Origin of the sequence: Streptomyces sp. NPDC021225 (assembly GCF_044332865.1) — a bacterium.
Classification (GTDB): Bacteria; Actinomycetota; Actinomycetes; order Streptomycetales; family Streptomycetaceae; genus Streptomyces.
In genome coordinates, this window is sequence record NZ_JBIRPV010000003.1 from 56,130 (window position 1) to 69,855 (window position 13,726).

Here is a 13,726-nt window from a genome sequence, read left to right on the forward strand (position 1 = left end):
AGATCCGCCCCAGGGGCTGCCCGTGTGCTGCCCGGGGCCGCGTCACCGCGTCACCCGGGCAGTCATCGGGGCTCTGCCGGTCAGTCCTGGCCAGCGCCGGTCAGTGCTGCTCACTGCTGCTCAGCGCTGGTCAGAGCCGGTCAGTCCTGGTCGTCGGGGCGGTCGCGGCCGCCCTCGTCCCCTTCGCCGCCGCCCGTGCCCGGCTCCTGGGCCGGGCCGTCCTGGGCCGCGCCGTCCTGGGCCGCGCCGTCCTGCGCCGCGCCGTCCCCCGCCGCTTCGTCCTGTGCCGCTTCGTCCTGCGCCGAGGGCCTGCGCGGCCGCGCGGAGCCGGTGCCGGGGCCGCTGCCCGTGCCGGGGCCGGCACCCGGGCCGGAGGCGTCGCGCAGATACGAGCCCGAGCCGCCCGCGACCCCGTCCCCCCGGTCCGCGATCCCGCCCGCGTCCGTCGCGTGTCCGCCCGGGCCCGGCTGGCCGTCCCGCCGCCGCAGATAGCGCTCGAACTCGCGGGCGATCGCCTCGCCGGACGCCTCCGGCAGCTCCGCGGTGTCGCGCGCCTCCTCCAGGGACTGGACGTACTCCGCGACCTCGCTGTCCTCCGAGGCGAGTTGATCGACGCCCAGCTGCCAGGCGCGCGCGTCCTCCGTCAGCTCGCCGAGCGGGATGCGCACACCGATCAGGTCCTCGAGGCGGTTGAGCAGCGCCAGGGTGGCCTTGGGGTTCGGCGGCTGCGAGACATAGTGCGGCACGGCCGCCCACAGGCTCACCGCCGGGACGCCCGCGTGGGTGCACGCCTCCTGGAGGATGCCGACGATGCCCGTCGGGCCTTCGTACCGCGACTCCTCCAGGTCGAGGCTGCGGGCCAGATCCGGGTCGGAGGTGACGCCGCTGACCGGCACCGGCCGGGTGTGCGGGGTGTCGCCGAGCAGCGCGCCGAGGACCACGACCATCTCGACGCCCAGTTCATGGGCGTACCCGAGGATCTCGTTGCAGAACGACCGCCAGCGCATGCTCGGTTCGATGCCGCGCACCAGCACCAGGTCGCGCGGCTTGTCGCCGCCCGCGGCGCGGACCACCGAGAGCCGGGTGGTCGGCCAGGTGACCTTGCGGATGCCCCCCTCGAGCGCCACGGTGGGCCGGTTGACCTGGAAGTCGTAGTAGTCCTCCGCGTCGAGCGCGGCGAAGACCTCGCCCTTCCATTCCCGATCCAGGTGCCCGACCGCCGTGGAGGCGGCGTCTCCGGCGTCGTTCCAGCCCTCGAAGGCACAGATCATGACCGGGTCGATCAGCTCGGGAACCCCCTCAAGCTCGATCACCCAGCGCCTCCTTCCGACCGGGGCGGACGGGTCGTACCGCCTCCGGTTGCAGTTCCATTCGCGTGCGTCCCAAGCCTAAGGCTTCCGGGGCCTGGCGCCGCAGCCCCCATGTGAGGGTGCGGAAGGGAGCGAGGAAGGCGCGGGGAAAAGGCGGCGAAGCGGCGAGGAAAAGGCGGCGAAGGGGTGAGGAAGGGGTAGGGAGCAGGGCAGGCACAAGCGTAGGCCCAGATTCATCCGACCTGTTGCCCGATCGGTTCGAGGAAAGTTCGCGCAGACCTCTGGACGGCCGGGCCCGTGCAGCGCTATACATCGGATCACCGCCAAAGGTCCGATGTTCTATCGGCGTCAGTCATGTTACGCAGGGAGTCACTGTTGAGATTGCGCCCGACCGTCACCGAGATCGAGGTCCATGACGTCCGGTTCCCCACCTCGGAAGAGCTTGACGGCTCGGACGCCATGAACCCCGACCCCGACTACTCGGCGGCGTACGTCGTGCTGCGCACCGATGCGCAGGACGAGACCGGCGGCGCCCCGGCCGAGGGACATGGCTTCGTCTTCACGATCGGCCGTGGCAACGATGTCACCGCGGCCGCGATCCGCTCGCTGCGCCCCCATGTCGTGGGCCGCCCCGCCCCGCTGACCGCGGCCGACCTGGGCGCGCTCTACCGGGATCTGACACACGATTCGCAGCTGCGCTGGCTCGGCCCCGAGAAGGGGGTCATGCATATGGCGGCCGGCGCGGTGGTGAACGCCGCCTGGGACCTGGCCGCCCGGCAGGCGGGCAAGCCGCTGTGGCAGTTCCTCGCCGACATGCCGCCGGAGGACCTGGTCCAACTGGTCGACTTCCGCTACCTCTCCGACGCCCTCACCCCCGAGGAGGCGCTGGAGATCCTGCGCGCCGCCGAGCCGGGCCGCGCCGAGCGCGCCGCGCAACTGCGCGAGCGAGGGTATCCGGCCTACACCACCTCCCCGGGGTGGCTCGGCTACTCCGACGAGAAGATGATCAAGCTCGCCCAGGAGGCCGTCGCCGACGGCTTCGGCCAGATCAAGCTCAAGGTCGGCGGCGACCTCGACGAGGACCTGCGCCGGATGCGCCTGGCGCGCGAGGCCGTCGGCCCCGAGGTGCGGATCGCGGTCGACGCCAACCAGCGCTGGGACGTCGCCGAGGCGCTGCGCTGGATGCGCGCCCTCGCCCCGTACGAGCCGCACTGGATCGAGGAGCCCACCAGCCCCGACGACGTCCTCGGGCACGCCGCCATCCGCAGCGGACAGCCCGTCAAGGTCGCCACCGGCGAGCATGTCGCCAACCGCGTGGTGTTCAAGCAGCTGCTCCAGGCCGGCGCCGTCGACTTCGTGCAGATCGACGCGGCACGGGTGGCCGGCGTCAACGAGAACCTGGCGATCCTGTTGCTCGCCGCCAAGTACGGGGTGCCGGTCTGCCCGCACGCCGGCGGCGTGGGCCTGTGCGAACTCGTCCAGCACCTGGCCATGTTCGACTTCGTCGCGGTCTCGGGCAGCTGGGAGGACCGGGTCATCGAGTACGTCGACCACCTCCACGAACACTTCGCCGACCCGGTCGTCATCGAGCGCGGCCGCTACCGCGCCCCGGCCGAGCCCGGCTTCTCCGCCCGGATGCACCCCGAGTCCATCGCCGCCTACCGCTATCCCGACGGGCCCGAATGGCAGGCCCGGAACGCCGCACAACAGGAGGGAACCTCGTGAACCAGGCCCACCCGACCGGCGACTTCGAGGGCATGGCCGCGCTCGTCACCGGCGGCGCCTCCGGTATCGGCGCCGCGATCGCCGCCCGGCTGCGCGACGGCGGCGCGCGGGTCGCGGTGCTCGACCGCGACCCGGCCGGCGCCCCGGCCGGCACCCTCCCGGTGAAGGCCGACGTCACCTCCGACGAGGCGATACGCAACGGGGTCGCCGAGGCCGTCGCCGAGTTCGGCGTGCTGCACACCGTCGTCGGGAACGCCGGGATCGGCGCCATCGGCACCGTCGAGGACAACTCCGACGAGGAGTGGCTGCGGGTGCTGGACGTCAACGTCCTGGGCCTGGTCCGTACCGCCCGGGCCGCGCTGCCCCATCTGCGCGCCGCCGCGGCCGAGCGGCCCGGCAGCGTCTCCATCACCCACACCTGCTCGATCGCGGCCACCGCGGGGCTGCCGCAGCGCGCCGCCTACAGCGCCAGCAAGGGCGCCGTGCTCTCGCTGACCCTGGCCATGGCCGCCGACCATGTGCGCGACGGCATCCGCGTCAACTGCGTCAACCCCGGCACCGTCGACACCCCCTGGGTCGGCCGGCTGCTCGGCCAGGCCGCCGACCCGGCCGCCGAGCGCGCCGCCCTGGAGGCCCGGCAGCCGACCGGACGGCTGGTGTCCGCCGACGAGGTGGCCGCGGCCGTCGCGTATCTGGCGAGCCCCGCCGCCGCGGCCGTCACCGGCACCGCGCTGGCCGTCGACGGGGGGATGCAGGGCCTGCGCCTGCGCCCCGCCACGTAACCGGCCCACGGCCGGCAGCCCACAGTCACCGGCCCAACCGCCGCACAGCGCCACCGCAGTCGCACCACCCCACAGCCCCGGAGCACAGAGCCGCACCATTCGATCAAGGACGGGACTCGATGAGGAGACTCCGCACGACCGGCACCGTCGCCTGTGCCGTGCTGCTCGCCGCCGCCGCACTCGCGGGCTGCAACCGCGAGAGCAACGGCGCCGGCGGGGGCAAGGTCGGTATCGACATGCCGCGCACGGACACGGACTTCTGGAACTCCTACCAGCAGTACCTCGAGAAGGGCATCGACGACGGCACGGTCAACGCGCTGCCGCTGTCCAACTCCCAGAACGACATCGCCAAGCTCGTCGCCAACGTCCAGGCCTTCACCGACCAGGGCGCCAAGGCGATCATCATGGCCCCGCAGGACACCGGCGCGATCTCCTCCACCCTCGACCAGCTGAAGGAGAAGAAGATCCCCGTCGTCAGCGTGGACACCCGCCCCGACGCGGGCGAGGTCTACATGGTCGTACGGGCCGACAACCGCGCCTACGGCACCAAGGCCTGCGAGTACCTGGGCAAGCAGCTGGGCGGCAAGGGCCGGGTCGCCGAACTCCAGGGCGATCTGAGCTCCATCAACGGCCGTGACCGGTCCGAGGCGTTCGCGTCGTGCATGAAGGACAAGTTCCCCGGCATCACGGTGCACGAGCTGCCCACCGACTGGAAGGGCGACGTCGCCTCCGCCAAGCTCCAGAGCCTGCTGGCCCAGCACAAGGACGTCGACGGCATCTACATGCAGGCCGGCGGCGCCTTCCTCCAGCCCACACTCGCGCTGCTCGAGCAGAAGAAGCTGCTCAAGCCCGCCGGTTCGGACGGGCACATCACGATCATCTCCAACGACGGCATCCCGGAGGAGCTGGACGCGATCCGCTCCGGGAAGATCGACGCCACCCTCTCCCAGCCCGCCGACCTCTACGCCAAGTACGCGCTGGAGTACGCCAAGGCGGCTCTGGACGGCAAGACGTTCAAACCCGGCAAGACCGACCACGGCTCCGAGATCGTCAAGATCAAGAACGGTCTGGAGGACCAGCTTCCGGCGCCGCTGGTCACCAAGGAGAACGTCGACGACAAGGCGCTGTGGGCCAACCAGCTCGAGAAGAAGTAGCCATGGCCGCCGCAGACCAGCCCGCCGCCACCGGGGCCGAGCCCACCGCCGTACGGGCGGAGCGCATCGTCAAACGGTTCGGGCCGACCCTGGCCCTGGACCGCGCGCAGCTGTCCGTACGGCCCGGGGAGGCCCATGCGCTGGTCGGGCGCAACGGCGCGGGCAAGTCCACGCTGGTGTCCGTGCTCACCGGCATGGAGCGCCCGGACGAGGGCACCGTCACCTTCTCCGACGAGCCCGCCCCCGGCTACGGCGACACCGCCGCCTGGCAGCGCAAGGTGGCCTGCGTCTACCAGAAGTCCATGGTGGTGCCCGATCTGACGGTCGCCGAGAACCTCTACCTGGGCCGCTTCCAGGGCACCGCGCGGATCCGCTGGCGCGCGCTGCGCGAGGACGCCCGCGCCCTGCTGGCCGAGTACGGGGTGGACGTCGACCCGCAGACCCGCGCCAAGGACCTCACCGTCGAGCAGGGGCAGTTCGTCGAGATCGCCAGGGCGCTGTCCTTCGGCGCCCGCCTGATCATCCTCGACGAGCCCACCGCCCAGCTCGACGCGGGCGGCATCGACCGGCTCTTCACCAAGCTGCTGGAGCTGCGCCGCCAGGGCGTGGCCTTCCTGTTCATCTCGCACCACCTCCAGGAGGTCTACGAGCTCTGCGACACCGTCACCGTCTTCCGTGACGCCCGGCACGTGGTGACCGCCCCGGTCGCCGAACTGCCCAAGGACGAGCTGGTCGCGGCGATGACCGGGGACGCCGAGGCCGGGCCGCCCGAGCGGGCGCGCGGAGCCGTGCCCGCGCCCCGCCCGGGCCGGGAGACCGGCCCGGGGGCGGAGCCGGTGCTGCGCACCGAAGGGCTCGCCCGCGCGGGCGAGTTCGACCCGCTGGACCTGGTGGTGCGGCCGGGCGAGGTGGTGGGCCTGGCCGGGGCCACGGCCAGCGGCAACACCGCGGTCGGCGAGACCCTCGTCGGGCTGCGCAAGCCGGACGGCGGGCGGGTGGCGGTGCGCGGCCGCGCCGTACGCCCCGGAAGCGTGCCGCACGCCATCGACGCGGGCATCGGCTACGTACCCGAGGACCGGCACCGCCAGGGCCTGGTCCTGGGCCGCAGCGTCGCCGAGAACGCCACGCTGACCGTGGCCGACCAGCTCGGGCCCTTCGGGACGGTGCTGCCCTCCCGGACCCGGGCCTTCGCCCAGCGCATGATCACCTCGCTCGACATCAAGACCTCGGGCCCCGGACAGCCCGTCTCCGGCCTCTCCGGCGGCAATCAGCAGAAGGTGGTCATCGCGCGGGCGCTCGCCCGCGAGCCGAGCGTCCTGGTGGCCATCCGCCCGACCGCCGGGGTGGACGTGAAGTCCAAGGACTCTCTGCTGGGCGTCGTACGGGAGGTGGCGGCGGCCGGCAGCGGCGCCGTGATCGTCTCCGACGAGCTGGACGACCTGCGGGTGTGCGACCGCGTGCTGGCGTTCTTCCACGGGCGGGTCGTCGCCGAGTTCGGCAGCGACTGGAGCGACCACGGGCTGGTCGCCGCGATGGAGGGGATGGCCGACCGGGAAACCGCGGCGTCCGCGGCGGTCGAAGCGGGGCACGGCGCGGAACAGGCAAGGGAAAACGCCGGAATTGAGGGGAAAGAGGGAAGCCAGTCATGACCGATACCGCACGGCAGCGCCCCGCCGAGGTGGTGGCGGCCGGCGACCCGGCGACGGCGGGACGGGCGCGGCCGAAGATCGACATCGCCCGCTGGCGGGATCTCTCCCTGGTCCCGGTGATCTTCGTCCTGGGCGTGATCGGCTTCATCGTCTCGCCCGCCTTCCTCACCCAGGACAATCTGATCGGCGTCGTCCAGCAATCCACCGAGCTGGGGCTGCTGGTGCTGGGCGAGGCGCTGATCCTGATCTGCGGGCGGATGGACCTCTCCCTGGAGTCCACCATCGCCGTCGCCCCCGTGATCGCCCTGTGGCTGGTGCTGCCCGCCCACGGCGCCCGGTTCGAGGGCCTGGGCCTGCTGCCCACCTGGACCGCGATCCCGCTGTGCCTGGCCGTCGGCGCCGCGATCGGGGCGGCCAACGGCTTCCTCATCCTCAAGCTCCGCGTCAACGGGTTCATCGCCACGCTCGGCATGCTCACCATGCTGCGCGGCCTCCAGGTGGGCGTCGCCGAGGGCCAGTCGATCATCAACGTCCCCGAGTCCTTCCGCTACCTGGGCAAGGCGAGCTGGATGGGCGCCCCCGCCGCCGTGTGGATCTGCCTGGGGCTGTACGCGGTCGGCGGCCTGGCGCTGGCCTATCTGCGCCACGGGCGCGCGCTGTACGCCATCGGCGGCAACCCGGAGGCCGCGCGCGCCGCCGGGATCCGGGTCGACCGGATCACCTGGATCGTGCTGTCCGTCGGCGGGCTGCTCGCCGCCTTCGCCGGCATCCTCTACACCGGCCACTACGGCTCGGTGGCGGCCACCCAGGGCAACGGCTGGATCTTCCAGGTGTTCGCCGCCGCGGTCATCGGAGGCATCAGCCTCAAGGGCGGGCGCGGCACGCTCTTCGGCGCGCTCACGGGTGTGCTTACGCTTCAGTTGGTGGTCAATGTGATGACGCTCGGCGGCGTTCCGCCGCTGTGGAACCAGTTCATCAACGGCTCGATCATCATCGTCGCGCTCATCATCTCCCGCTATGCCAGCGGCGAGAAGCAGGACTGACCGACAGCATGACCGGCGAGAAAGGCGAGTGACCCATGGCGCAGCCACCCGAGGGGCCGCGCGAGCTCAGACGCACGGGCGTACACGTACCGGCGCTCGGGCTCGGCTGCGCGACCCTGGGCAATCTGTACACCGCCATGCCCGACGAGCGCGCCCTGGCCACCGTCCAGGCCGCCTTCGAGGCCGGGTGCACCTATATGGACACCGCGCCGCACTACGGGGTCGGCCTCTCCGAGGAGCGCCTCGGGCGCGCGCTGGCGGGCCGCGACCGCGCCTCGTACACCCTCTCCACCAAGGTGGGGCGCGCCCTGCGGCCGCGCAGACCCGGGGAGCCGGTCGACGCCCAGGGGTTCGTGGCGACCCCGGACCGCGTCCGCGAGTGGGATCTGACCCGGGACGGGATCCGCGCCACCCTGGAGTCCTCCCTGGACCGCCTCGGCCTGGAGAGCGTCGACATCGTCTACCTCCACGATGTGGAAAACCACATCCCCGAGGTCTATGAGACCGCCTTCCCGGCCCTGGCCGAACTCCGCGACCAGAAGCGCGTACGCGCCATCGGCTTCGGCATGAACCACAGCGATGTGCTCGCCCGGTTCGTGGCCGACCTCGACGTCGACGTCGTGCTGTGCGCCGGCCGCTGGACCCTCCTGGAGCGCACCGCCCACGACGACCTGCTGCCCGTGTGCGAGCGGCGCGGCACCTCCGTGGTCGTCGGTGGCGTCTACAACTCCGGCCTGCTCGCCGACCCCGGCCCGAACGCGCACTACAACTACCAGCAGGCGCCCGCCGACATCCTGGAGCGCGCCCGGCGCCTGGCCGCGGTCTGCGCCGAGTTCGGCGTGCCGCTGCGGGCGGCGGCCCTGCGCTTCCCCTTCGGCCACCCGGCCGTGGCCGCGGCGGTCGTCGGCTGCGCCTCGCCGGAAGAAGTGCGCGACAACGCCGAGATGTTCGGATACGACATCCCGGACGAGCTGTGGCCGGCCCTGGTGGACCGCGGCCTGCTCGACGAGGACCTCCCCCTGCCGACGACGACCGCCCGCTGACGCCCCACTGCCTACCCGGAGGAGCGCACTCCCGTGCCGCGCATCGACGCCCACCACCATCTGTGGGACCTGGCCCGCCGCGACCAGCCCTGGATGGACGGCCCCTGGGCCGACCCGATCCACCGTACGTTCACCCTCGAGGACCTGGAGCCGCACCTCGGGGCGAACGGCGTCGACGCCACGGTCGTGGTGCAGTCCAGCTCCTCCCACGACGAGACGGTCGAACTCCTCGCCGTGGCCCACGCCTCGGCCCGCGTCGCGGGCGTCGTCGGCTGGGCCGATCTCACCGACCCCGCCCTGCCCGACGTCCTCGCGGCCCTGCGCGCCGCGCCCGGCGGGGACCGCCTGGTCGGCCTGCGCCACCAGGTGCAGGACGAGCCGGACCGGCACTGGCTGGCCCGCCCCGACGTCCGCCGCGGACTCACCCACCTCGCGGACGCGGACCTCGCCTACGACCTGCTGATCACCCCGCGCGAACTGCCCGCCGCCATCGACGCCGTCCGCGATCTGCCCGGCCTGCGCTTCGTCCTCGACCACGCGGCCAAGCCGCCCGTCGCGAGCGGCGCCCGCGACCCCTGGGACGGGGAACTGGCCGCGCTGGCGGCGCTGCCGAACGTCGTCTGCAAGCTCTCCGGTCTGGTGACCGAGGCCGCATGGGACTCCTGGCTCCCGGAGCACGTGCTGCCCTACGCGGAGCATGTGCTCGACACTTTCGGCCCCGACCGGGTGCTCTTCGGCTCCGACTGGCCCGTATGCACCCTCGCCGCGACCTACGACCAGGTGGTCGACCTGGCCGACCGCGCCACGCGGCGCCTCACGGAGGCGGAGCGGGCGGCGGTCTTCGGCACCTCGGCGACCCGCGCGTACGGCCTCGGCGCGTAGCGCCTGCGGCGGGCTTGCTCCCCTCCCCGCCCCTTCCCGCAGCATCGATATGCGGCTCCGCCGCGTGGGGGGCTCTGCCCACGGACCCCGGTCCTCAGTCGCCGGACGGGCTAGCCAGCCCGTCCGGCGACTGAGGACACGCCCGAAGGGCGTCCGGGGTCTGGGGGCTTGCCCCCAGGTTCGGGAAGGGGCGGGTAGGGGACAAGGCCCGCCGCAGGCGCGGGGCCCGGCCCGGCGGGCCGGGACTCACAGCGTGGACCGCAGCCACTGCTCCACGCTCGCGACATGCACCGTCGCCCAGGACCGCGCCGCCTCCACATCCCGATCCCGCAGCGCCCCCAAAATCGCCCGATGCTCATGCAGCGTGCGGCTGACCGCGTCCTCCTGGGTCAGCCCGCGCCAGACCCGGGCGCGCGTCGTCGGCCCGGACAGCCCGTCCAGCAGCGAGCACAGCACCGAGTTCCCGGAGGCCTGGACGATGCCCCGGTGGAAGTCCAGGTCGCATGCGACCAGTTCCTCCACCGAGGGCTCCGGCCCGAGCGCGTCCAGCTGCGCGCCCAGCGCGTCCAGCGTGGCGTCGCTGATCCGGGTGCAGGCCAGCGCCGTGGCCGCGGGCTCCAGGATGCGGCGGACCGCGAGGAACTCCAGCACGGTGTCGTCGCGGTGGAAGTCGACGACGAAGCTCAGCGCCTCCAGCAGCAACTGCGGGTCCAGGCTGGTGACATAGGTCCCGTCGCCCTGGCGCACGTCCAGGATGCGGATCAGCGACAGGGCGCGCACCGCCTCGCGCAGCGAGTTGCGGGACAGGCCGAGCTCGGCGGCGAGTTCGCTCTCCTTCGGGAGCCGGTCACCCGGGCGCAGCGCACCCGAGACGATCATGCCCTTGATCTTTTCGATCGCCTCGTCGGTGACCGCCATGATGGACCTCCCCGGTTCAGACATCCGATGTCTGCCCCCATTATGGCGCCTTCCGTCGCCCGCCCGCCGCTCACCCGAAGCGTTCGATACGGATGCGGTTCACCGGCTGTCCGCCGTCGACCAGGATCCGGGAGGCGTGTTCGGCGAAGCCGTTGCCGCCGCACACATACGCCTCCCAGTCCGCCGCCTGCTCGCCGCCCCGAAGATACGGGGACACATGGGCGGCGGACAGCCGCCCGGCGGTGCGGGTCAGTACGGCCGTGGTCTCCGCGCCGTACTCGTCGGCGTAGAGCAGGTCCTCGCGGGTACGGGCGCTGACGATCAGCCGCAGCGGCACACTCAGCCCACGGCGCCGGTGGTGGCGCACCATCGCCATCAGCGGCACCACCCCCGTGCCCGCGCCCAGCAGCAGCGCGGGCCGGTCGCCGGGCCAGGCGAAGAAGCCGCCGAGCGGGCCGCGCACCTCCACCGTGTCGCCGGGGCGGGCGGTGGTGTGCAGATGGCCGGACACCTCGCCGCCCGCCACATGGCCGACGGTGAGCTCGATGAAGCCCTCGTCCTCGGGCGGGGAGGCCACCGAGTAGTGGCGCGTCGCGGTGTAGCCGTCCGGCGCGGTCAGCCGCACCATGTAGTGCTGGCCCGGCGCATGCGGCGTCCAGTGGGACAGCGCGAGCCGGAAGGTGGTGGCGCGCGGGGTCTCCCGGCGGATCGCGGCGATGCGCGCGGGCTGCCAGCGGGCGGCGGCGCGGTTGCTGGGCACGATCCGGCCCGGGACCGCGAACGCGGTGTCGGGCACGAAGGGCGGGGGCACGGCGGGGGCGTCAGTCACCGGCGTAGCGCTCCTCCCGCCACGGGTTGCCGCGCCGGTGGTAGCCGTTCTGCTCCCAGAAGCCGGGCTCGTCGTGGTCGAGCAGCCTCAGCCCGGCGATCCACTTGGCGCTCTTCCAGAAGTACAGGTGCGGCACCAGCAGCCGGGCCGGGCCGCCGTGCTCGGGGGCCAGCGGCCGCCCGTCGTACTCGAAGGCGATCCAGGCCCGGCCGCCGGTCAGATCCGCCAGCTCCAGGTCGGTGGTGTAGCCGGTGTGCGAGTAGGCGATCGCGTGGGTGGCGCCGGCCGTGGGCCCCGCCTGCGCGAGGAGGTCGTCCAGACTGACCCCGGCGAACCGCACCCCGAACTTGGACCAGCCGGTCACACAGTGGATGTCGCCGCGGTACTCCGCGCGCGGCAGCTCCCGCAGCTCCTCGTGGCCCCAGGTGCGGGGCCGGGCCACCAGGCCGTCGATGCGGAAGGTCCAGTCGGCGGCGGCCAGCCGGGGCGTGACCTCGGAGGCGAGTACGGGGAAGGCGTCGCCCGCGTCGTACTGCCCGGGAGGCAGCCGCGGATCGGGGCCGGCGGTACGGGGGCGGCCGGTGAAGCCGCGGGTGGTGCTCATGACGCAAGGAGGCTAGCACCGGCCCGGGCCCGCCGCCCGGGCGTCTCGAAGTGTGGTTCGCGCAGCTCATGTACGGTGGCGCCACCCCCACACCACCCCTCCCGTACGTCCAGGAGCGTCACCCGTGAGCCAGGAACTGCGCGCCGTCGAGTGGGCCGAAGACGGCCTGTGGCTGATCGACCAGACCGCCTTGCCGGACCGGCTGGAGCGGCTCCGCGTCGACGACGTGGACGCCCTGGTGGACGCCATCCAGCGGCTGGTCGTGCGCGGCGCCCCGGCCATCGGCGCCGCCGGGGCGTACGGCGTGGTGGTGGCGCAGCGGCAGGCCGAGCGCGAGGGCTGGGACCGTACGGCGCTCCTGGCCGCCGTCTCGCGCATCCGCGAGGCCCGGCCCACCGCCGTGAACCTGGCCGTCTGCGTGGACCGGGTGCTGCCGCTGCTCGACCGGGGGAGGGACGCGGCGCTGACCGAGGCGCACGCCGTGCTGCGCGAGGACCAGCTGGCCAACCGCGCCATGGGCGCGTACGGCGCCGACTGGCTGGTGAAGCGGCTGGCCGCGGACCGGCCGCTGCGCCTGCTGACGCACTGCAACACCGGCGCCCTGGCCACCGCGGGCTGGGGCACCGCGCTCGGCGTGGTCCGGGAGCTGCACGCGCGCGGCCTGGTGGAGGTGGTGTACGCGGACGAGACCCGCCCGCTGCTCCAGGGGTCCCGGCTCACCGCCTGGGAGCTGGCCCACGAGGGCATCCCGCACTACGTCCAGGCCGACGGCGCGGCCGCGGGCACGATCCTGCGCGGGGAGGTGGACGCGGCCCTCGTGGGCGCGGACCGCATCGCCGCCAACGGGGACACCGCCAACAAGGTCGGCACCGTCGGCATCGCCCTGGCCTGCGCCGACGCGGGCATCCCGTTCCTGGTCGCGGCCCCGACGACCACCGTCGACCTGGCCACCGGCAGCGGCACGGACATCCACATCGAGCTGCGCGGCGAGCGGGAGGTCCTGGAGTGGGGCGGGGTGCGCACCGCCCCGGCGGCCTCGCGCGGCCACAACCCGGCCTTCGACGTCACCCCCGGACGGCTGGTCACCGCGCTGGTCACCGAGCGCGGTGTGCTGGAGGTGGCGGCGGGGCAACTGCCGGGCGAGCACCTGACCTGACGCCGAGCGGACCGGCGCCCCCTGCCGGGGGGACGCCGGTCCGCCGACGATCACATGGTGCCCGGACGCGCTGTACGCGATCAGAAGGTGAACGGACCCGGCGACTGAGCCGAGGTGGCGGTGCAGTTCACCGTGATGAGGCCGAAGATCACCAGCTTCAGCGACTTGGCCTCGAGGACGTCACCGGTGGCGACCGTGCCCTTGAGCGGGCCGGTGGTCACATCGGACCCGGTCGGAATGGCCGGGTTGGAGCTGCCGGTGAAGGTGGTGGTTCCGGAGCCGTTCTTCGACAGGGTCAGCGTCGAGTTGACCGAGCCGGCCGGAACATCGATCGGCGCCTTGATGGCGGCCGAGGACAGGGTGATGGTCGCGGACGTCCCGCTCTGCGTGGCCGTGAGCGTGGCCAGGCCGGAGCCATAGGTCCCGCAGTCGGCCGTCAGGGTCGCGGTGGTCGGGGTGACCGCGGTGGCGGTCGGCGCCAGTGCGAGCGCGCCCATGGCCATGCCCGCTGCTCCCAGTGCCGTGCCGATCCCGAGTTTCATGCGTCTCATGGGACTGCCTTCCGGTGTGGGGGAGGTGCCTGCCAGCCGCGTCCTTGGTGGAGCGGCGCACACGAGGCGCGGCGGGATCC

The 13,726-nt window shown here is 73.1% G+C and carries 13 protein-coding genes; 8 read left to right on the top strand and 5 right to left on the bottom strand.

Annotation, left to right across the window (positions count from 1 at the left end):
• Positions 1 to 140: 140 nt before the first annotated feature.
• Positions 141 to 1,313 (bottom strand): PAC2 family protein, encoded by a 1,173-nt coding sequence (locus tag ACH4S9_RS13880; protein ID WP_385350683.1) that lies wholly within the window; start codon positions 1,311 to 1,313, stop codon positions 141 to 143.
• Positions 1,314 to 1,691: 378 nt separating this feature from the next.
• Between ACH4S9_RS13880 and ACH4S9_RS13885 the strand changes: the two genes are divergently transcribed.
• The 7 genes from ACH4S9_RS13885 (at position 1,692) to ACH4S9_RS13915 (ending at position 9,588) form a co-directional block, all read left to right on the top strand.
• Positions 1,692 to 3,035, top strand: a complete 1,344-nt coding sequence (locus tag ACH4S9_RS13885; protein ID WP_311725340.1) for an L-fuconate dehydratase — start codon at positions 1,692 to 1,694, stop codon at positions 3,033 to 3,035.
• Positions 3,036 to 3,067: 32 nt separating this feature from the next.
• Positions 3,068 to 3,817, top strand: a complete 750-nt coding sequence (locus ACH4S9_RS13890; protein ID WP_311725341.1) for an SDR family oxidoreductase — start codon at positions 3,068 to 3,070, stop codon at positions 3,815 to 3,817.
• A gap of 119 nt (positions 3,818 to 3,936) precedes the next feature.
• On the top strand, positions 3,937 to 4,971 hold the full coding sequence (locus ACH4S9_RS13895; protein ID WP_311725269.1) for a sugar ABC transporter substrate-binding protein: 1,035 nt from the start codon (positions 3,937 to 3,939) through the stop codon (positions 4,969 to 4,971).
• Between the two features lie 2 nt (positions 4,972 to 4,973).
• A complete protein-coding gene (locus ACH4S9_RS13900) occupies positions 4,974 to 6,620 on the top strand; it encodes a sugar ABC transporter ATP-binding protein (RefSeq protein WP_385350688.1) in 1,647 nt (548 codons plus the stop codon).
• The gene (locus ACH4S9_RS13905; protein WP_361191263.1) at positions 6,617 to 7,663 is read left to right on the top strand and encodes an ABC transporter permease; all 1,047 of its coding nucleotides are present in this window, start codon (positions 6,617 to 6,619) and stop codon (positions 7,661 to 7,663) included. The genes ACH4S9_RS13900 and ACH4S9_RS13905 overlap by 4 nt, the downstream gene beginning before the upstream one ends.
• 35 nt (positions 7,664 to 7,698) lie before the next feature.
• Positions 7,699 to 8,706 carry an aldo/keto reductase gene (locus tag ACH4S9_RS13910; RefSeq protein WP_385350692.1) on the top strand — a complete coding sequence of 336 codons (1,008 nt, stop codon included), beginning with the start codon at positions 7,699 to 7,701 and terminating at the stop codon, positions 8,704 to 8,706.
• 33 nt (positions 8,707 to 8,739) lie between these two features.
• Positions 8,740 to 9,588: an amidohydrolase family protein gene (locus ACH4S9_RS13915; RefSeq protein ID WP_398371908.1), complete on the top strand. Its 849-nt coding sequence runs from the start codon at positions 8,740 to 8,742 to the stop codon at positions 9,586 to 9,588.
• 246 nt (positions 9,589 to 9,834) lie between these two features.
• On the opposite strand, the gene ACH4S9_RS13920 is transcribed toward ACH4S9_RS13915, so the two are convergent.
• From ACH4S9_RS13920 to ACH4S9_RS13930, 3 genes are all read right to left on the bottom strand, one after another.
• A complete protein-coding gene (locus ACH4S9_RS13920; protein WP_311725274.1) occupies positions 9,835 to 10,506 on the bottom strand; it encodes a FadR/GntR family transcriptional regulator in 672 nt (223 codons plus the stop codon).
• A 70-nt stretch (positions 10,507 to 10,576) separates the two neighbouring features.
• The gene (locus ACH4S9_RS13925) at positions 10,577 to 11,335 is read right to left on the bottom strand and encodes a ferredoxin reductase (RefSeq protein ID WP_398371911.1); all 759 of its coding nucleotides are present in this window, start codon (positions 11,333 to 11,335) and stop codon (positions 10,577 to 10,579) included.
• Positions 11,328 to 11,939, bottom strand: coding sequence for a sulfite oxidase-like oxidoreductase (locus ACH4S9_RS13930; protein WP_385351177.1), 612 nt, complete (start codon positions 11,937 to 11,939; stop codon positions 11,328 to 11,330). Before ACH4S9_RS13930 ends, ACH4S9_RS13925 begins: the two co-directional genes overlap by 8 nt.
• Positions 11,940 to 12,063: 124 nt before the next feature.
• Between ACH4S9_RS13930 and mtnA the strand changes: the two genes are divergently transcribed.
• Positions 12,064 to 13,095, top strand: a complete 1,032-nt coding sequence (mtnA, locus tag ACH4S9_RS13935) for an S-methyl-5-thioribose-1-phosphate isomerase (RefSeq protein WP_361193866.1) — start codon at positions 12,064 to 12,066, stop codon at positions 13,093 to 13,095.
• Positions 13,096 to 13,175: 80 nt separating this feature from the next.
• On the opposite strand, the gene ACH4S9_RS13940 is transcribed toward mtnA, so the two are convergent.
• Positions 13,176 to 13,646 carry a hypothetical protein gene (locus tag ACH4S9_RS13940; RefSeq protein ID WP_311725277.1) on the bottom strand — a complete coding sequence of 157 codons (471 nt, stop codon included), beginning with the start codon at positions 13,644 to 13,646 and terminating at the stop codon, positions 13,176 to 13,178.
• Positions 13,647 to 13,726 lie beyond the last annotated feature (80 nt).